Source organism: Cerasicoccus frondis (genome assembly GCA_031296915.1).
In the GTDB taxonomy this organism is placed as follows: Bacteria; Verrucomicrobiota; Verrucomicrobiia; order Opitutales; family Cerasicoccaceae; genus Cerasicoccus; species Cerasicoccus frondis.
Genome location: JAVDPC010000004.1, coordinates 111,973 through 126,697 on the forward strand (window position 1 = coordinate 111,973; position 14,725 = coordinate 126,697).

General features: G+C 55.7%; 15 protein-coding genes. 6 read left to right on the forward strand and 9 right to left on the reverse strand.

What is annotated here, in order from left to right:
- Positions 1-57: 57 nt before the first annotated feature.
- The gene (locus RBB63_RS04305; RefSeq protein ID WP_309381443.1) at positions 58-1,680 is read right to left on the reverse strand and encodes a DUF7507 domain-containing protein; all 1,623 of its coding nucleotides are present in this window, start codon (positions 1,678-1,680) and stop codon (positions 58-60) included.
- A 208-nt stretch (positions 1,681-1,888) separates the two neighbouring features.
- On the opposite strand from RBB63_RS04305, the gene RBB63_RS04310 reads away from it, so the two are divergent.
- Positions 1,889-2,350: a Fur family transcriptional regulator gene (locus RBB63_RS04310; protein ID WP_309381445.1), complete on the forward strand. Its 462-nt coding sequence runs from the start codon at positions 1,889-1,891 to the stop codon at positions 2,348-2,350.
- A gap of 9 nt (positions 2,351-2,359) precedes the next feature.
- Positions 2,360-2,737, forward strand: a complete 378-nt coding sequence (locus RBB63_RS04315; protein WP_309381446.1) for a tetratricopeptide repeat protein — start codon at positions 2,360-2,362, stop codon at positions 2,735-2,737.
- Between the two features lie 56 nt (positions 2,738-2,793).
- On the opposite strand, the gene der is transcribed toward RBB63_RS04315, so the two are convergent.
- The 4 genes from der to RBB63_RS04335 all read right to left on the reverse strand — a co-directional run bounded on the left by der (position 2,794) and on the right by RBB63_RS04335 (position 6,616).
- The gene (gene der / locus RBB63_RS04320) at positions 2,794-4,272 is read right to left on the reverse strand and encodes a ribosome biogenesis GTPase Der (protein ID WP_309381448.1); all 1,479 of its coding nucleotides are present in this window, start codon (positions 4,270-4,272) and stop codon (positions 2,794-2,796) included.
- A gap of 94 nt (positions 4,273-4,366) precedes the next feature.
- Positions 4,367-4,795: a GxxExxY protein gene (locus RBB63_RS04325; RefSeq protein ID WP_309381450.1), complete on the reverse strand. Its 429-nt coding sequence runs from the start codon at positions 4,793-4,795 to the stop codon at positions 4,367-4,369.
- Between the two features lie 31 nt (positions 4,796-4,826).
- The gene (locus RBB63_RS04330) at positions 4,827-6,017 is read right to left on the reverse strand and encodes an aminotransferase class I/II-fold pyridoxal phosphate-dependent enzyme (protein ID WP_309381452.1); all 1,191 of its coding nucleotides are present in this window, start codon (positions 6,015-6,017) and stop codon (positions 4,827-4,829) included.
- Between the two features lie 116 nt (positions 6,018-6,133).
- A complete protein-coding gene (locus tag RBB63_RS04335) occupies positions 6,134-6,616 on the reverse strand; it encodes an Lrp/AsnC family transcriptional regulator (protein WP_309381454.1) in 483 nt (160 codons plus the stop codon).
- Positions 6,617-6,768: 152 nt separating this feature from the next.
- Between RBB63_RS04335 and RBB63_RS04340 the strand changes: the two genes are divergently transcribed.
- The gene (locus RBB63_RS04340) at positions 6,769-7,341 is read left to right on the forward strand and encodes a hypothetical protein (protein ID WP_309381456.1); all 573 of its coding nucleotides are present in this window, start codon (positions 6,769-6,771) and stop codon (positions 7,339-7,341) included.
- 5 nt (positions 7,342-7,346) lie between these two features.
- Here RBB63_RS04340 and RBB63_RS04345 read toward each other — a convergent pair whose 3' ends face one another.
- The gene (locus RBB63_RS04345; RefSeq protein ID WP_309381457.1) at positions 7,347-8,261 is read right to left on the reverse strand and encodes a TerB family tellurite resistance protein; all 915 of its coding nucleotides are present in this window, start codon (positions 8,259-8,261) and stop codon (positions 7,347-7,349) included.
- A gap of 240 nt (positions 8,262-8,501) precedes the next feature.
- Positions 8,502-8,789, reverse strand: coding sequence for a cupin domain-containing protein (locus RBB63_RS04350; protein ID WP_343219119.1), 288 nt, complete (start codon positions 8,787-8,789; stop codon positions 8,502-8,504).
- Between the two features lie 181 nt (positions 8,790-8,970).
- On the opposite strand from RBB63_RS04350, the gene RBB63_RS04355 reads away from it, so the two are divergent.
- The 3 genes from RBB63_RS04355 (at position 8,971) to RBB63_RS04365 (ending at position 12,569) form a co-directional block, all read left to right on the forward strand.
- Positions 8,971-11,109, forward strand: coding sequence for an LPS-assembly protein LptD (locus RBB63_RS04355; protein WP_309381461.1), 2,139 nt, complete (start codon positions 8,971-8,973; stop codon positions 11,107-11,109).
- An 87-nt stretch (positions 11,110-11,196) separates the two neighbouring features.
- The gene (locus RBB63_RS04360) at positions 11,197-11,658 is read left to right on the forward strand and encodes a type II secretion system protein (RefSeq protein ID WP_309381463.1); all 462 of its coding nucleotides are present in this window, start codon (positions 11,197-11,199) and stop codon (positions 11,656-11,658) included.
- A 47-nt stretch (positions 11,659-11,705) separates the two neighbouring features.
- Complete coding sequence (locus tag RBB63_RS04365; protein WP_309381465.1) at positions 11,706-12,569, forward strand: segregation and condensation protein A; 864 nt, start codon at positions 11,706-11,708, stop codon at positions 12,567-12,569.
- Positions 12,570-12,904: 335 nt separating this feature from the next.
- On the opposite strand, the gene proB is transcribed toward RBB63_RS04365, so the two are convergent.
- The gene (proB, locus tag RBB63_RS04370) at positions 12,905-14,047 is read right to left on the reverse strand and encodes a glutamate 5-kinase (protein ID WP_309381467.1); all 1,143 of its coding nucleotides are present in this window, start codon (positions 14,045-14,047) and stop codon (positions 12,905-12,907) included.
- 113 nt (positions 14,048-14,160) lie between these two features.
- Positions 14,161-14,721, reverse strand: a complete 561-nt coding sequence (gene frr, locus RBB63_RS04375; RefSeq protein ID WP_309381469.1) for a ribosome recycling factor — start codon at positions 14,719-14,721, stop codon at positions 14,161-14,163.
- Between the last annotated feature and the right edge of the window lie 4 nt (positions 14,722-14,725).

Genomic DNA, 14,725 nt, shown 5'->3' on the forward strand with positions numbered 1-14,725 from the left:
AAGAGCCCGCAGTATCCTGCGGGCTCTTGAAAGATTGGCTTAGTTAACCGAGTCGACTTAGTAAATCGTGGTGGATTCCTGGTCGAGGATCGGCACTGTGCGGAAGTTCGTCATCGTTTCCATCGGAACGGTGATCGTGCCGCCGCTTACACCAGTCGTGGTGATCGTGCGGGTAACTTCCTTACCTGGGGCCAAGTCAACGGCGCCGAAGGTAACTGTCTGACCGGAAACCGTGCCGCCAGCGCTGACGCTGTCGATCTTCAGGTTAGCCGGGAAGGTGATGACCTGCGAGGTAACCGTGATGCCTTCATATGGCGACTGGTTGAGGGCCTTGATGGTGTAAACCGTCTGCTGGCCAACCTGGATCGGGTCGATCGAGTCAGCAAGCGTGGTGTGAACACCTGGAACAGCCTTCCACAGTGTCTTGGCCGAAGCGCTGTCAGTCAGACCGCGACCGGTCTTCACGTCAGCAACGTTGGTGAGCGTGCCTGGCTTAGCCGAAGTGTAGGTAAGCGTGAAGGTTTCGGAAGCGCCGGGAGCCAGCGAAGCGATCTTCCATGTGACGAGGTCAGCATGGTCGTCGGTCTGCGGGTTCGGGCTGCCTGGACGCCAGTAGCCGTAAACATTGCGGCGTGGGTCGTGGGTTGGCGTGATGAAGACAGTCTTGCCGGTGTCGATGTCGTAAACTTCACCGCTCTTTTCAACCTTACCGCTGAGAACAGCGCCGTCCGGAATCTTGTCGCTTACGACGAGGTCCGTGAGGGTGGTGTTACCCTTGTTGGTGACGGTGATCTTGTAATCAGCCGGAACGAAGATGTATTGCTCAGCCGGGCCAGTCTTGCTGATGGCGACTGCGGAGCTCACGACTTCAATCGGAGCGGAAGCAGTGACAGGCTCGCCGCCGTCGAATGTAGCGGTTGCGGTGTTGGTGAACTTACCAACCTTGGTGGACTTACCAACAACCTGGAAGGTTGCCGTGTCGCCAGGCATCAGGGTGCCAGCATTCTTGGTGAGCGCGCCAGCAGCGGTGAATTCAGCAGGCATTGCGTCCTTGATCGTGGTCATGTCAGCAGCGGCGTTACCGGTGTTCTTGACAGCGATGTTCCAAGTGGCGGACTCACCCAGCTCGATGCGGGCAGGACCAGTCTTGGTGATGGACAGCTCAGGCTTGCCAACGAAGAGCGGCAGGCAGAGAAGCGGATCAGCCTTGATGACCGAGCAAACGTCGAAAGTGCCGGTGGTGCTGGGGACAACCATGACCTTGATGGTCTCGGTCTTGCCAGCTTCGATCGCTTCCAAGTCCCAGCTGGGCATGCCAAACTGGTTCATCGAAGCCTTAGGAGTGGCGTCCTTGAACTTAACCGAGCTCGGCAGGAACTCGTCTACTTCAACATTCGTGACCGGCTGCTTGGCCATCACGTCGATGTCGTAGGTATAGGTCTGACCAACAGTCGAGCCAGAGCCATAACGCTTGGTGACCTTGACCAGGTGGTCTTCGTAGATGACATAGCCGTCACCGGACGTACGTGCGTAGCTCGGTGCTGGTGTCGGTGCGGGAGCCGCAGTCTGTGGTTGCGGTGCGGGCTTGCTGCCTGCCGTGGTGCCACAGCCAGAAAGCAAAGCCGCAATCGCCAGACCCGGAACCAGAACGGTTTTGAGGAGGGACTTAGTGCGCTTCATAGTGTTAGTGTGAGAGTTCAGTATTGCGTAACATCGGCTGATTACCGATTTGTAAGTAAACATCTTGCCCGCAATGTGATGCGCGTCAACTACCAAACGCATTTCAATGGTGCACAAATGCCCTTAATAATGAAGGTCGAGATTTTTACAGTTTATACATTGACGCACGCCCCCAATGTCTCAAATTAGTCTCAATAAAAATAAAACCATGAGTATGACTATTGCCAGTGAAATGAGCCTAGACAGCCCCCGTGAAACATTTCAGCAATTTCTGACCAGTAAGGGTTTGCGCGTCACCAATCAGCGGATCGCCATCTTTGACGCCGCCTATGGCGCGGATGACCATTACACCGCAGAGGATCTCCTTGATCGCTCTCGCAAAATCGACTCATCCGTCTCCCGCGCAACGGTTTACCGATCGCTCCCAATCCTGGTCGAAAGCGGCATGATACGCGAAGTCGATGTAGGCCTGGACAATAAATACTACCTCGCCAATCGCGAAACGCGCACCTTTCAGGCCCAAGTCATCGACGCCGACAACGACAAGATCTACGAAGTCGACGCCCCTTTCATGGAGTGGTATGGCAAAACAGTCTGCGAGCGCCTCGGCATGGAGCCCGTCGCCATGCGCTTGCAAGTGACTGCCCGAAAACTGCCCGAAAAGAAGTAAGCTGCCCCAATGGCCGAGGAAGACCACAGCTTCGAAATTGAATTCTTCGAGGGCGTGCACCGTCGGAATCCAACCGACCCAGAAGTCGTTGAAATACTAGGCAGTCTCTACTCAGACCTTGGACAGGTCGACGACAGCCTGCGCATGGACAGTTGCCTCGTAGACTTACAGCCCAAAAACGCCAACGCGCATTACAATCTGGCCTGTTCTCTGGCGCTCAAACAACGCAATGACGAGGCTTTAAACTCCCTGCGTCAAGCGGTCGAGCTTGGTTACCGTGACGTCACCTGGCTGCTGGATGACCCAGATTTTAAAGACCTTCGCGAGCATCCGCTCTTTCAGGAAATAGTGATTGAGCTGGAAGGCTTTCAGGAAAACGTCGAATAGTCTCCCAGCCCCCCTCTACCCTTCGGGTAATAAATATGGATGCAACGGCGCGTTGCTTACTTTTTGCCTTTGCGGACGGGCTTGCGCGACGTGCCTTTACCGTGCTTGTTGAGCGTATTATGGCCCTTGTTCGGGGAAGTGTTAGGCGTATAATACGGGTTTTTATCCGATTTCCCGCGTAAATCAAAACGCACCGGACAGCCTTCCAGACGGAAAGCTTTGTGGAAGCCATTTTCGAGGTAGCGCAGGTAACTGTCATCCAGCTTTTCTTCACGATTGCAGAACAAGCGGATTTTAAAAGGACGCGACGCTACCTGCAAACCGTAGTAAACCTTGAAACGGCGACCCTGGACAATTTTCGGCTTCTGGCGTTCGAGTAGATCGGTGAGTGTTTTATTCACCTTCGCCGTGGGCAATTCGAGCCCCAACGTGGTGTCGACCATCACGCCGCTCTTGAGAATTTCCTCGATATTGTAGCCGGTTTTCGCCGACGTGAACAGAATGGGTGAATCCGGCAAGAAGAACAGCTCTTCGCGAACGGCGTCAGCAAAAGCTTTACGGAATTCCTTCTCGCTATCGTAACCCCTCAGCGGGTTCTCTTTCCACTGCTCCAGCGCGAGATCCCACTTGTTGACCACGACCACGAGGCCGACGCCGGCTTCGGCGATGTCGCCCGCAATCTTCTTGTCGTGCTTGGCCACGCCAGTCAGCGCATCGAGGACCAGGAATGCCACGTCGGTCCGCTCAATGGCGCCTGAGCTGCGCAGATTGGAAAAGTAATCCAGCGACGAGCCCAGCTTGCGATTCGGCTTCATGCCAGCGGTGTCGATCAGGCGGAAATTCCATTTTTCCCCGGTTCGTGATGTGTAGTCCAGCTCGTGCTCGATCGCGTCGCGCGTCGTGCCCGCAATATCGCTGACGATCAGGCGTGGGGCCTTCAGCAAAGCATTACCGAGCGAGGACTTGCCTACATTGGGGCGACCGCAGAGGCAAATTTTGATGCGGCGCCCTTCATCGACCACTTCCTTCTCCGGCTTGGGGCCAAGAAACTCGCAGATTGAGTCAAAGAGTTCGCGCGCGCCCTGCCCGTGCTCAGCGGAGACGCCCATCACGTCGCGAAAGCCCAACTTGTGGAAGTCCGCGTAGCTGTGCTCGCGCATGTTGTCGATCTTGTTGACGACGGTCATCACCTGCTTGCCGGAGCGGCGAAGCTTGTCTGCGATGTCGATGTCGATCGCGGTAACGCCCTCCGGCCCTTCCAGGACAAACAGCACTAGCTCGGCGGCCTCAATGGCGAGGTCAACCTGCTCTTCGGTGGCGTCGTGGATGGCGGCGGGGGTCATCTCCGGCTTGATGCCGATGCCACCGGTGTCGATGAGCAGGAAATTCTCGTCCACCTCGGCCATGGCAAGGTCGCGCGTCACGCCGGGCATGTCGTGCACGATGGCAATGCGTTTGCCGAGGATCCGGTTAAACAACCGGCTCTTGCCAACGTTAGGACGGCCGACGAGGGCCACGGTGCGGGTGGGATGCATGGGAACTGTGATCGATTAAATGTTATTTAGCCGCGGATTGACGCGGATAAAACGCGGATGCCAGCAGGATGATACGGATGGAAATAAGAATACGTTAGGGTTTTTGCGAACGAACGAAACGCTTAAATTCTACCTTGGATTTTCCAAAATTGATCAGGAGACCGACTGAAATTCCGGTAGCTTTGAGTTCATTCAATAGCTGAGGTTCGTCATTGGGATTGTATTTTTGCGCCACTTTCAGCTCAACGACAACGGATTCATTCACGAATAAATCTGCGAAATATTCACCAATAATTTCTCCTTTGTAATGGACCGTAATGGGAGCTTCAGCCGCCACCTTCACACTGCGTTTTTCGAGTTCCACCAGCATTGCACGCTGGTAGACCTTCTCCAGGAAACCATAGCCAAGCTCATTGTACACCTCGAATGCGGCTCCAATAATTTCCTTGGTAATCTCTTCAAGTTCCAGCTCCACAATACTCCTTAAATAACCCGAATTCGCCTCGCTGGCATCCGTGTTCAATCCGCGTTCATCCGCGGCTAAAAACAGCGTCCTATTTCGCCGCGGCCTCCGCGGGCTTCAGCGTGCCGACGAAGCGCTCGATGGCGTCGCTGGCCTTGATGAGTTGCTCGTAGCTGTTGGAGAAACTGGCGCGGAAGAAGCCTTCGCCGCTGGGACCAAACGCAGTGCCCGGGACGACGGCCACCTTCTCGGCTTTGAGCAGTTGCTGGCAGAAATCCATCGACTTCAGGCCCGTGCCTTGCAGCGAGGGGAACGCGTAGAACGTCGCGTTCGGCACGTGGCACTTCAGGCCAATTTCGTTGAAGCGGCGGGTAATGAAGTCGCGGCGCTGCTGATACTTTTCCTTCATCATCAGCACGGACTCTTCGCCGTTTTTCAAAGCTTCAATCGCGGCCTCCTGCGAAAGGATCGGCGCACACATCATGGCGTATTGGTGGACCTTCATCATCGCCTCAACCAGCTCCGGCGTGGAGCAGGCGTAGCCAATGCGGAATCCCGTCATCGCAAAAGCCTTGGAGAAACCGTGGAGGAAAATCGTGCGCTCCTTCATGCCCGGGAAGGACGCGATGGAGACGTGTTCGCCGTCGTAAGTGAGCTCGGCGTAAATTTCGTCGGCCAGGACAACGATGTCCTTCTCGGCGGCAAACTTAGCGATGCGCTCCAGCTTGGCGCGCTCGGTGACGCCGCCTGTCGGATTCGTCGGGAAGTTGAGCAGGATCGCCTTCACCCCCGGCTCCCAAGCGGCAATGAGCTTGTCCGGGTCGATGGCGAAATCGTCCTCTGCGCTGGTGGCGACGGGAATCGCCTCAGCGTGGCAGAGCTTGATGCTCGGGCTGTAGCTCACGTAGCACGGCTCGTGGTAGATGACCTTTTCGCCGGGATTCAGGATCGCGCGCAGGGCGATGTCCAGCGCTTCACTCACGCCCACGGCGACGAGGATTTCATTCTCCGGATTGTAGCCAATGCCGAAAAAGCGTTCGACATATTTGGAGATCTCGCGGCGGAGGGTGATGAGGCCCTTATTGTCCGTGTAAGACGTTTTGCCCTTCTCCAACGCGTAAATCGCCGCTTCCCGGATGTGCCATGGGGTCACAAAATCCGGTTCGCCAATCCCGAGGGAAATGGCGTCCTTCATCTGTGATACGATCGCAAAGAAATCACGGATACCGGACTTCGGCAGCCCGGCCACGTGATTGGCGACGAATCTTTGGGAGGAGGACATAATGTTTTCTAAAAATTAAGAATGTCGAATGATGAATTACGAAATGAAAAAGGCTGGTCGGAATCAGTAACGTTCTTCGCCAGCCCTTTTTCCTTTAATCTTTTTCCTTTAATCTTCTACGGGCTAACCGCCGGCTTGGCGTCGATTTCTTCGGGGCGCGCGATCAAGTGGCCCTGCTCTTTGTAGGCGCGCAGCATGAAGTGCGTCGCCGTGGAGTTGACGCCTGCGACTGTCGCCAGCTTTTCAAAGACAAACGAAGCCACGCGCTGCAAGCTCTGGGCCTTGATGACGACCAGCAAATCGTAGGCGCCGCTCATCAGGTAGCAGCTTTCCACGCGGTCAAATTGGCTGATGCGGTCGGCAATGCGGTCGAAGCCGCCATCGCGCTCAGGGGAAATTTTCACTTCGATGACCGCGCGCACGCAATCTTCCCCGTCGAAATCGGGGTTGAGCACCGGGCGCCAGCCCAGCAACACGCCCTCGGCGCGCAGCTTCTCCAGCTCGGCGTCGATTTCGTCGCGGGACATGCCCAGCACTTCGCCCATTTGCGCGGTGGTCAAGGGCTCGCCTTCGAGGATCAGTTTGAGTACGGGATTCATGAAAACGGGAAACGCTAGCAGTCTCCGCGCGAATGTCCATTGCAATTATGGGCCTTCCAGCGCCTCAGTCAGAAATCCGTGTTAAACCTTTATGCCGAAGACTGAGCGCAGCAAAAAATTGCCATTTCGCAACGGCCAGCTAGCCTCGCACTATGAAACAACTCCAAGTCATCGCCATGGCCGCCAGCGCGGCGCTCATTTTCACTGCTCCCCTCTTCGCCGACAAACCTACTGACAAAGGCAAACCAGCAGATGTCGGCAATGCAGCCAACGAATCCAGCTATCAGTACGTTGAGCAGGAAATCGCTAAAGAGCAGCAACTCCTGAACGAGGAAGACGCCAACGAGAAGGCGAAGTTGCAAAAGGAACTCGCCAAGGAAATGCAGAAAAAGGATGGTTTTGACGCCAAGTCCAAGGGCATCCTCGATACTTACCTCAAGGAAAATAAAGGCAGTTGGAAAAACAAAAGCTCGCTGCCACCTGGCTTACAGAAGAAGGTTGCCCGAGGCGGAGACTTGCCACCCGGCTGGCAGAAGAAACTGGGGTTAGGCGACGTCATCCCCAACGACATCTTTGACCACGCACGCCCATTACCCAAGGACATTGCCGAGAAGATCCCTCACCCAGCCGGCACTGAAGATGTGCAAATCGAAGACGAGATTTACCGAGTCACGAAAAAGACACGCCAGATCATCGATATCATCAGCGCGCCAGTCAGCCAGTAAGCGCCTTAAACAGCTTCTCCCAGTCGCTCGGTGGCGTATTCCAGGTAGCGCTGAAAATCCAAATGATCCAGCCGTAAGTTGGCGCATATTTGCATGATTTCGTCAACTTCGCTGGCGGTTAATTCACCATCGCAGATCGCAACTTCGAACAGCAGTTGCAGGAAACGGCGGCGCTCTCTCAACGTGGTTTCCTCGAACAGCCAACGGCTAACCCGCAAGGAGTCCATTTCGCTGATCGAGTCAGAGAGCGAAACGATCATGATGAACTCCCCCTGCTCGCGCTCCAGTTTCCACTGGTCCATCAGGAACTCAATCGCCAGCGCCAGCTCCCGCTCGTCAATGACTTCATCGGCATGAATCACACGCGCCAGCAGAATGCCCGCGAGGCATAGCCGCCGTAACTCGCATGAAGTGCGGTCTTCGAGGCCAAAATCGCCGTCAATCCACCCCTCGATGCGGTCAGCAATGATCGCATCCATTGGCGCAAACTCACGCTCAGCCCACTGGGCGGCGCGGCTGCGACGTTCCATAGGTTGCTCCAAAACTTGCTGAAGGAGCGTCAACGCATCCAATGGAAAAACGCCCACTTTCTCAACAAACTCACGGACCAATGTGCGCTCGCTATCGACGATGAAGCCATCGGCCTCGACCATACGCTCAATCGCATACAACGCAAAAAGTTTGGAATCATCCGAATCGACTAACCTCACCAGTTCATTAACATAGCGTGTGCGCCACGAAGGGCTGATTGGCTGATCGAGCAACTTTTGTATTTTTCGCCAATCCTGCAGGGTCAGCCCCGGTAATTGATACAGCAAATCCATTAAACAATCACGCTCTTCAGGCGTGACCTTAGAGTCAGCCCAAGCAGCGACAGCGACAACTTTCGCCAGCGCCAGGGATAATGACGATTCTTGCATTAGCAGGTTGGTAAAGGGTGGGGGAAATTGCTAACGTGTGACTTGGTAAACCAAAGGCTACCGTTGCCAAACTAGAGTTAAAGCAAAAAAGCGACGACTACACCATCAACCCTACCCACATCCAAGGACCTTGCTCACTCATAAACACTTACACTCAGTACCTCGTTCCAGGTAAGCGCTCAAAATACCCCAGCCAAGGCCTCCCCTCCTGATCCAAGACAAAGCCCAGCAATAAATGATTTACCTGCCAGCAGGCCACCAAACGGCCAACCAAACCGTCGGCTGAGCCGGATCAGTCCAGTCAACCCGATGTCGGCGATGAGCAGGCAGGTAACAGTGATCCCCCACGCCCAGCGCTACCGTGCGGCGCTCCCCGCCTTCCCATTCGATTTCCAGGCGCGCGGCGCCTGCCAGGAGCAGCACCCATTCGTTTTCATCCTGGTCATACCAGTCATCTGGCGCAGAGCACTGGCCGGTGGAGACGATTCGCTCAATGCGCACGCCATCCGCGCAAACGAGGTCTTCCATGAGCTCGTCCGGGAGGGAATTTGGGAGATCGGCAAGCAGGTTTTTAGGCGTCACTTGGAAATAGCTAGGCAGTTGGCGGTTAAGTTGCAACAAATAGCCTTGTGAAACGTAACGCGCCTGCCCTATCGTCGCACGCGTGCTGCATATTTTCAGAGGTGCCTGCCCCCTACTGATGGGCGTAATGATAACGAGCAGCCTTGGCGCGCAATTGCCCAAGGTTGAGGCGGAGCTGCCGCAGCTGGAGTCCGACAGCCAGGAATACGACGCGGACACCAACTCCATGGTCGCCAAGGGCAACGCCGAGCTCAGCCACGGCAACATCGTCCTCAAAAGCGAAGAAATTATTTTTGAGCAGGACACCTCAACGCTCAAGGCCAACGACAACGTCCAGTTGACCCGCGGCGCCTTCCGCATTCTGAGCGACACGGCGACTTACGACTACTTTCACAGCAGCTTTTCCGCCGGAGACTTTCGCATGGGCCGGCATCCGCTCTTTCTCGAAGGCGATCAGATCGAGGGTGGCCGCGACGAGATCGAGGTGCTCAACGGCGCTATTTACTTTCAGGAGCCCGATGAATACGCCTTCAACGTAAAGGCGGATCGCTACCTGGTCAAAGACAACGAAGTCCTCGAAGTTTATGACGCGACTTTCCGCATCGGCGAAACACCCTTCTTTTACCTGCCCTACTTCGAGCAGAATATTGAGGAAGACTCGCCCATCGATTACCGCGGCGACATTGGGTACCAAAAGAGCCTCGGCGCATTCGTCCAAAACACCGCCCTCGTGCGGCTCTACCCCGAAGTGAAGCTTGGCGCCAACTTCGACGGCTACACCGAGCGCGGTTTCCTGGGCGGCCCGGTGACCAAGTACAACTGGTTTAAAGAAAAAGGCACGCCCGGGAATTACCAGTCAGGCTACGTCGACACCGGTTTCATCTACGACTTGGGCAGCAGCAGCGACCTCGGCGTCGACACGCTTGGCCAGCCCATCAACCGCAGCCGTAACTTCATCGAGTGGCGCCACCTTGGCGAGATAAACGGCAATATCGACCTCGCCAACACCACCAGTTGGTGGTCGGACTCCGAGGTAACCCGCGACTTCCGCGACGGCCTTTTTTACGACAACCAAATCCCGGATAACTGGGCGTCCGCCAGTTACCGTGGTGAGAACTACGTGTTCGGCGGTTTCATCCGCTACCAGCCCAACGCCTGGGAAGACGTCGCCCAGCGCATGCCGGAAATCAGCTTCAACCTGCTGCCAACCGAAGTCTTCGAAACCGGCGTTTACCAGCGAGCCGACGTCGATTTCGTCTCCCTCGTGGAAAAGTCCCCCACTGGCCTCTTTGAAGAAACCACCTCCAACCGCTTCAATGCCTACTACGGACTCAAGCGCCCCACCAAACTCACCGAATGGGCCACGGCGACGCCAGTCATCGGCGGCATGCTGACGAATTACTGGGACACCTACAACCACAGTGGCTCCTACACCCGCGTCCTCGGCGAAGTCGGCATCGACCTGGAGGCGCTCATCACCGGTCACTGGAACGTGAAAAACGATTTCTGGGAAATTGACGGCCTGCGTCACATCATGAAGCCGGTCGTCCAGTATCGCTACATCCCCGGCGCAGACGCGGGCAATACGCTCATCCCCAAGGTCGATGTGAGTTCGCCGTTCGAAACCTACCTCGATCCCCTGGGCCTCGCCAACAAGCGCAACATCGACGACCTCTACGCCGAGAATACCATTCGCTACGGTCTGGAAAACTCCCTGCAAACCCGCGCCAAAGGCTACGGTTCCTACGATCTGGCGGAGTTCAATATTTACCACGAATTCCGCTTCGACCAACGCCCGAACGAAGTCATCCTCAACGCCCCGTACCGCCCATTCATTCGCCAGGGAGAACGCTTTGCCTCCGACATTTACACCGAGCTAACCGTCCGCCCGGCCTACTGGCTGGCCTCGTCGATCTTCATCCGGGTCGACCCGAACTCGCCCAGCCTCGCCCAGCTCAGCACCCGCACCACGATTGTTGACGGCGAAGAATGGCAATTCTATGGCGGCACCAACATGGTGAAGGACATTGGCAACGACATTGAGCAATACCTGCTGGGCGGCGAATACCGAATCAACGAACGCAACACGCTGCGCGCTGAATGGCGCGTCGACGCCGAGATCAGCGAACTGGTTGAGCAATACTACAGCTGGCAGACGCGATTTGCGAACTCCTGGGACATTGAGTTCATCATCGGCTACCTGCAAGGCGCCACTCGTGAAGATGGTTTTCAGGCCAAGGTTAGAGTCCGCTTGTTAACGTTTTAAGCACTGTTAATAACTCCCCGGGGATTTTACTGGACAAACCTACAGAAATCACCTTAGATGGCAGCTGATAAGTCTGTGTAGTTTGCCATGAAAATCTCCTCAACGTCACGCCGCCAGGGGTTCACCCTTCTCGAAATCATGATCGTGGTGATCATCATTGGTGTGATGCTTGCCATGGCAATTCCTGGCTTCAAGGCAGTTCGGGAACGCACGCGAGTTGCGACCTTCCTAAACGACTTCCGTGCAGTCAAAGAAGCCATCAACCGCTACAGTCTTGAAGAAGGCCACTACCCAATTGGTGAAGGCGGCGGTCCGGCCGCAGACTTCTATGACTATATCCGTGGCGATGTCATTGATGGCCGTACTGTCATTGGCGGAAACTGGGCCGTAGACGCAACCAATTACCTATTCGCGATCGGCGTTGCCAACTACGAAGTGGATGACAGCCTGATTCAGCAAATTGACTCTGGCGTGGACGATGGGGACACATCCACCGGGCAGATGTTCATTCAAGGTGAAAAGACCTTCTACTTCATCATCGAAGAATAGAAGTCTTTCACATTGTGTTTTAGGCGGCATTTCTATCCACTGCCTGCGTGATTGACGCCAGTGCACAAGTTCAGGATGGAGCCTTGGGACCTGCCTCGGAGCTAGCGATACGCCTGCCCGTATTCGAGGGCCCGCTGGATCTGCTCTTGTTCCTGATTCGTAAGAACGAAATCGATATCTACGATATCCCCATCGAGCGAGTCACAAAGCAATACCTGGATGTGTTGAAGTCCATGGAGCAGCTCAATCTCGAGGTCGCGGGCGACTTCTTTGTCATGGCTGCCACGCTGATGTACATTAAGAGCCGCATGCTTCTGCCCACCAACGAGCAGATCAAGCAAGCTGTCGAAGAGGAAGAAGAGGCCGACCCACGCTGGGAACTGGTTCAACAGCTCCTCGAATACAAGAAGTTCAAGGAAGCCTCCTACCAACTGCAGGACCTTGTGGAGCAACAGCAGGACTTGATACCGCGCATTTACCGGGAGTCCAACGACCAAAAGGAATCGCGCCCCCTCAAGCCCACTGATAAAATCGAGCTCTGGAACTCCTTCAACATGGTCCTTCGCCGGTTGGCCGAGGGCATGAAATCCGGCGAAATCAATGACGAACAAGTCTCCGTCGCGGATCGGATGGAATACATCCTCACGTTGATCGAGACCAAAGACGACTTCAAGTTTACCGAGCTTTTCGAGGGCAAATCTTACGGCATCAACATGCTCGTTTCGACCTTCCTTGCGGTATTGGAGCTCACCCGCTTGAAGAAGCTGATCGTCTTTCAGGACAACAATTACGGTGAAATCCGCTGTGAAAAGCGCATCCTGACGCCTGAAGACGACGAGGTCTTCGAAGATGAAGAAGCGATCGTCAGCGAGTTCGACGCCGATAGTGACGGCAACACAGCCAACGCTTAGATAGTGTTTTCAACGACTGGCGACGCCCGTCATCCTGAACGGACAGCATTTCCGCCCCCCCTACTGGCGCAAGTTCGGCCGTCCGGCACTGCTGGCGGTGATAATTACCCGGCCGCCAATCCAGCTATTCCCAAAAGCCTTATGCTATGTTTTGAAAAAGCCTACTCGGTTGTTTTCAAAAAGCCTTATGCTATGTTTTGGAAAAGCCTTATGCTGTGTTAGCAAAACAACCGCTCGGTTGTTTCCCCAACATAGCATGCTTTGTTGCCCGAACATAGCAGCGGTTGTTGCGCTGACATAGCCTCGGTTGTTTTCACCAAGACGCCTAAGCCTTTTTAACGCCGAATCAGCACCAGCTCGTCGCGGTGGATCACTTCCAGCCGGGTCAACTCTGGGTGGGCTTGGGCGATCTCCGCGTTGCTCTTGCCCAAGAGCGGCAGCAAAGTCGCTTGATCAAAGTGGGCCACGCCCCGTGCAAAGACCACGCCCTCCGGGTCGGCAACACTGACCACGTCGCCTGAATCAAAGTCGCCCTCTGCCCGCACCACTCCCTTGGCCAACAGACTGCTGCCCTTTTCCCGCAAAGCTTTCGCCGCGCCAACGTCCACCGTGAGCAGTCCGTGGGATTCCTGAAAATGCGCAATCCAGCGATGCCTTGCATTGAGCGCTTGTTCGCCCGGCGCAAAAATGGTCCCGCTCGCCTTGCCATCCAGCAGCTTCAGCAAAATATTCGGTTCTTTGCCGTAGCCAATGAACACGGCGGCCCCCGACATCGTTGCGATGCGCGCGGCCTCAAGCTTAGTCACCATGCCGCCGGTGCCAGTCACGCTCTCCGACCCACCAGCCAGCGCCTCAATGTCCGCCGTAATCCGCTCAATAAACGGAATCACTTCACCCGTGCCCGCCCGATCAATCACGCCGGGCGCAGTGGAAAGTATCGAGAGCAAATCAGCCTTCACCAAGCTGGCGACCAGCGACGAGAGCACGTCATTGTCGCCAAAGCCCAGCAGCTCCAGCTCCGCCTTGCTGACCGAGTCATTCTCATTGATGATCGGCACGATGCCTTGGCTGATCAGCTCTTCGAGCAAATCGCGGACTGCCACATGACGACGGCGTCCGCGCACGTCATCGCGCGTCAAAAGTAACTGCGCCACGATGATGCCATGCGGCGTGAAGGCGCCCTGCCAAGTCTCCGTCAGGATGCTCTGCCCAACCGCCGCGCAGGCCTGCTGCTCCGCCAAGCGACTGGGACGCTGCGTCAAACCAAGGCGCCCCATGCCCAAGCCCACCGCGCCCGAGCTGACCACGATGACCTCCAGTCCACGCTGCCGCATCTCGGCAATCTGCGCGGCAATCTGCTCCAAACACGCAGCATCCAGACGCCCCACGGTGGACGTCAATATACCCGTGCCGAGCTTAACGACGACCCGCTTAACGTTGCGGATTGCGGAATGCGGATTGCGGAATGGTTCAGACATGGAAAGAAGCAGCTTGGCGATGAAACCCACCAAGCTGCAATAAATAACCGGTGCGGAAATGCGATGAGTAGGCGGCGATTAATCCGCACTCGGCATTCCACGCTCCACATTCGCTACACCTTGAGAAGCTCGGCTTCCTTGCTCTTCAGGTGCTCTTCGATTTCCTTGGTGAACTTGTCGGTCTCGGACTGGATTTCCTTTTCGTAAAGCTTGCGGTCGTCTTCGGAAATTTCCTTGTCCTTCTCCGACTGCTTCACGGCGTCCATCGCGTCACGACGGGCCGAACGAACACCCACTTTCCCCTGCTCTGCAAGGTTGTGGCACATCTTCACGAGGTCCTTGCGACGCTCCTTGGAAAGCTCGGGCAACGGGCAGAAAATCTTGTCGCCCATGATGTTGGGCGTAAAGCCGAGGTTCGCCTTCAGCAATGCGGCCTCAACACTCTTGATGACCGATTTATCCCAAGGCTGAACGCTGATCGTGCGCGCGTCCGGCGTGGTGATCGCAGCGACTTCCTTGAGCGCCATCATGCTGCCGTAGGCGTCCACTTGCACGGTTTCCACCATGGCGGGCGAGGCCTTGCCGGTGTGAATCGTGCTGAATTCGTGCAGGGTGTGATCGACAGCCTTCTTCATGCCGTCAGTCGCGATCATTAAAATTTCATCAGGGTCCATGCCG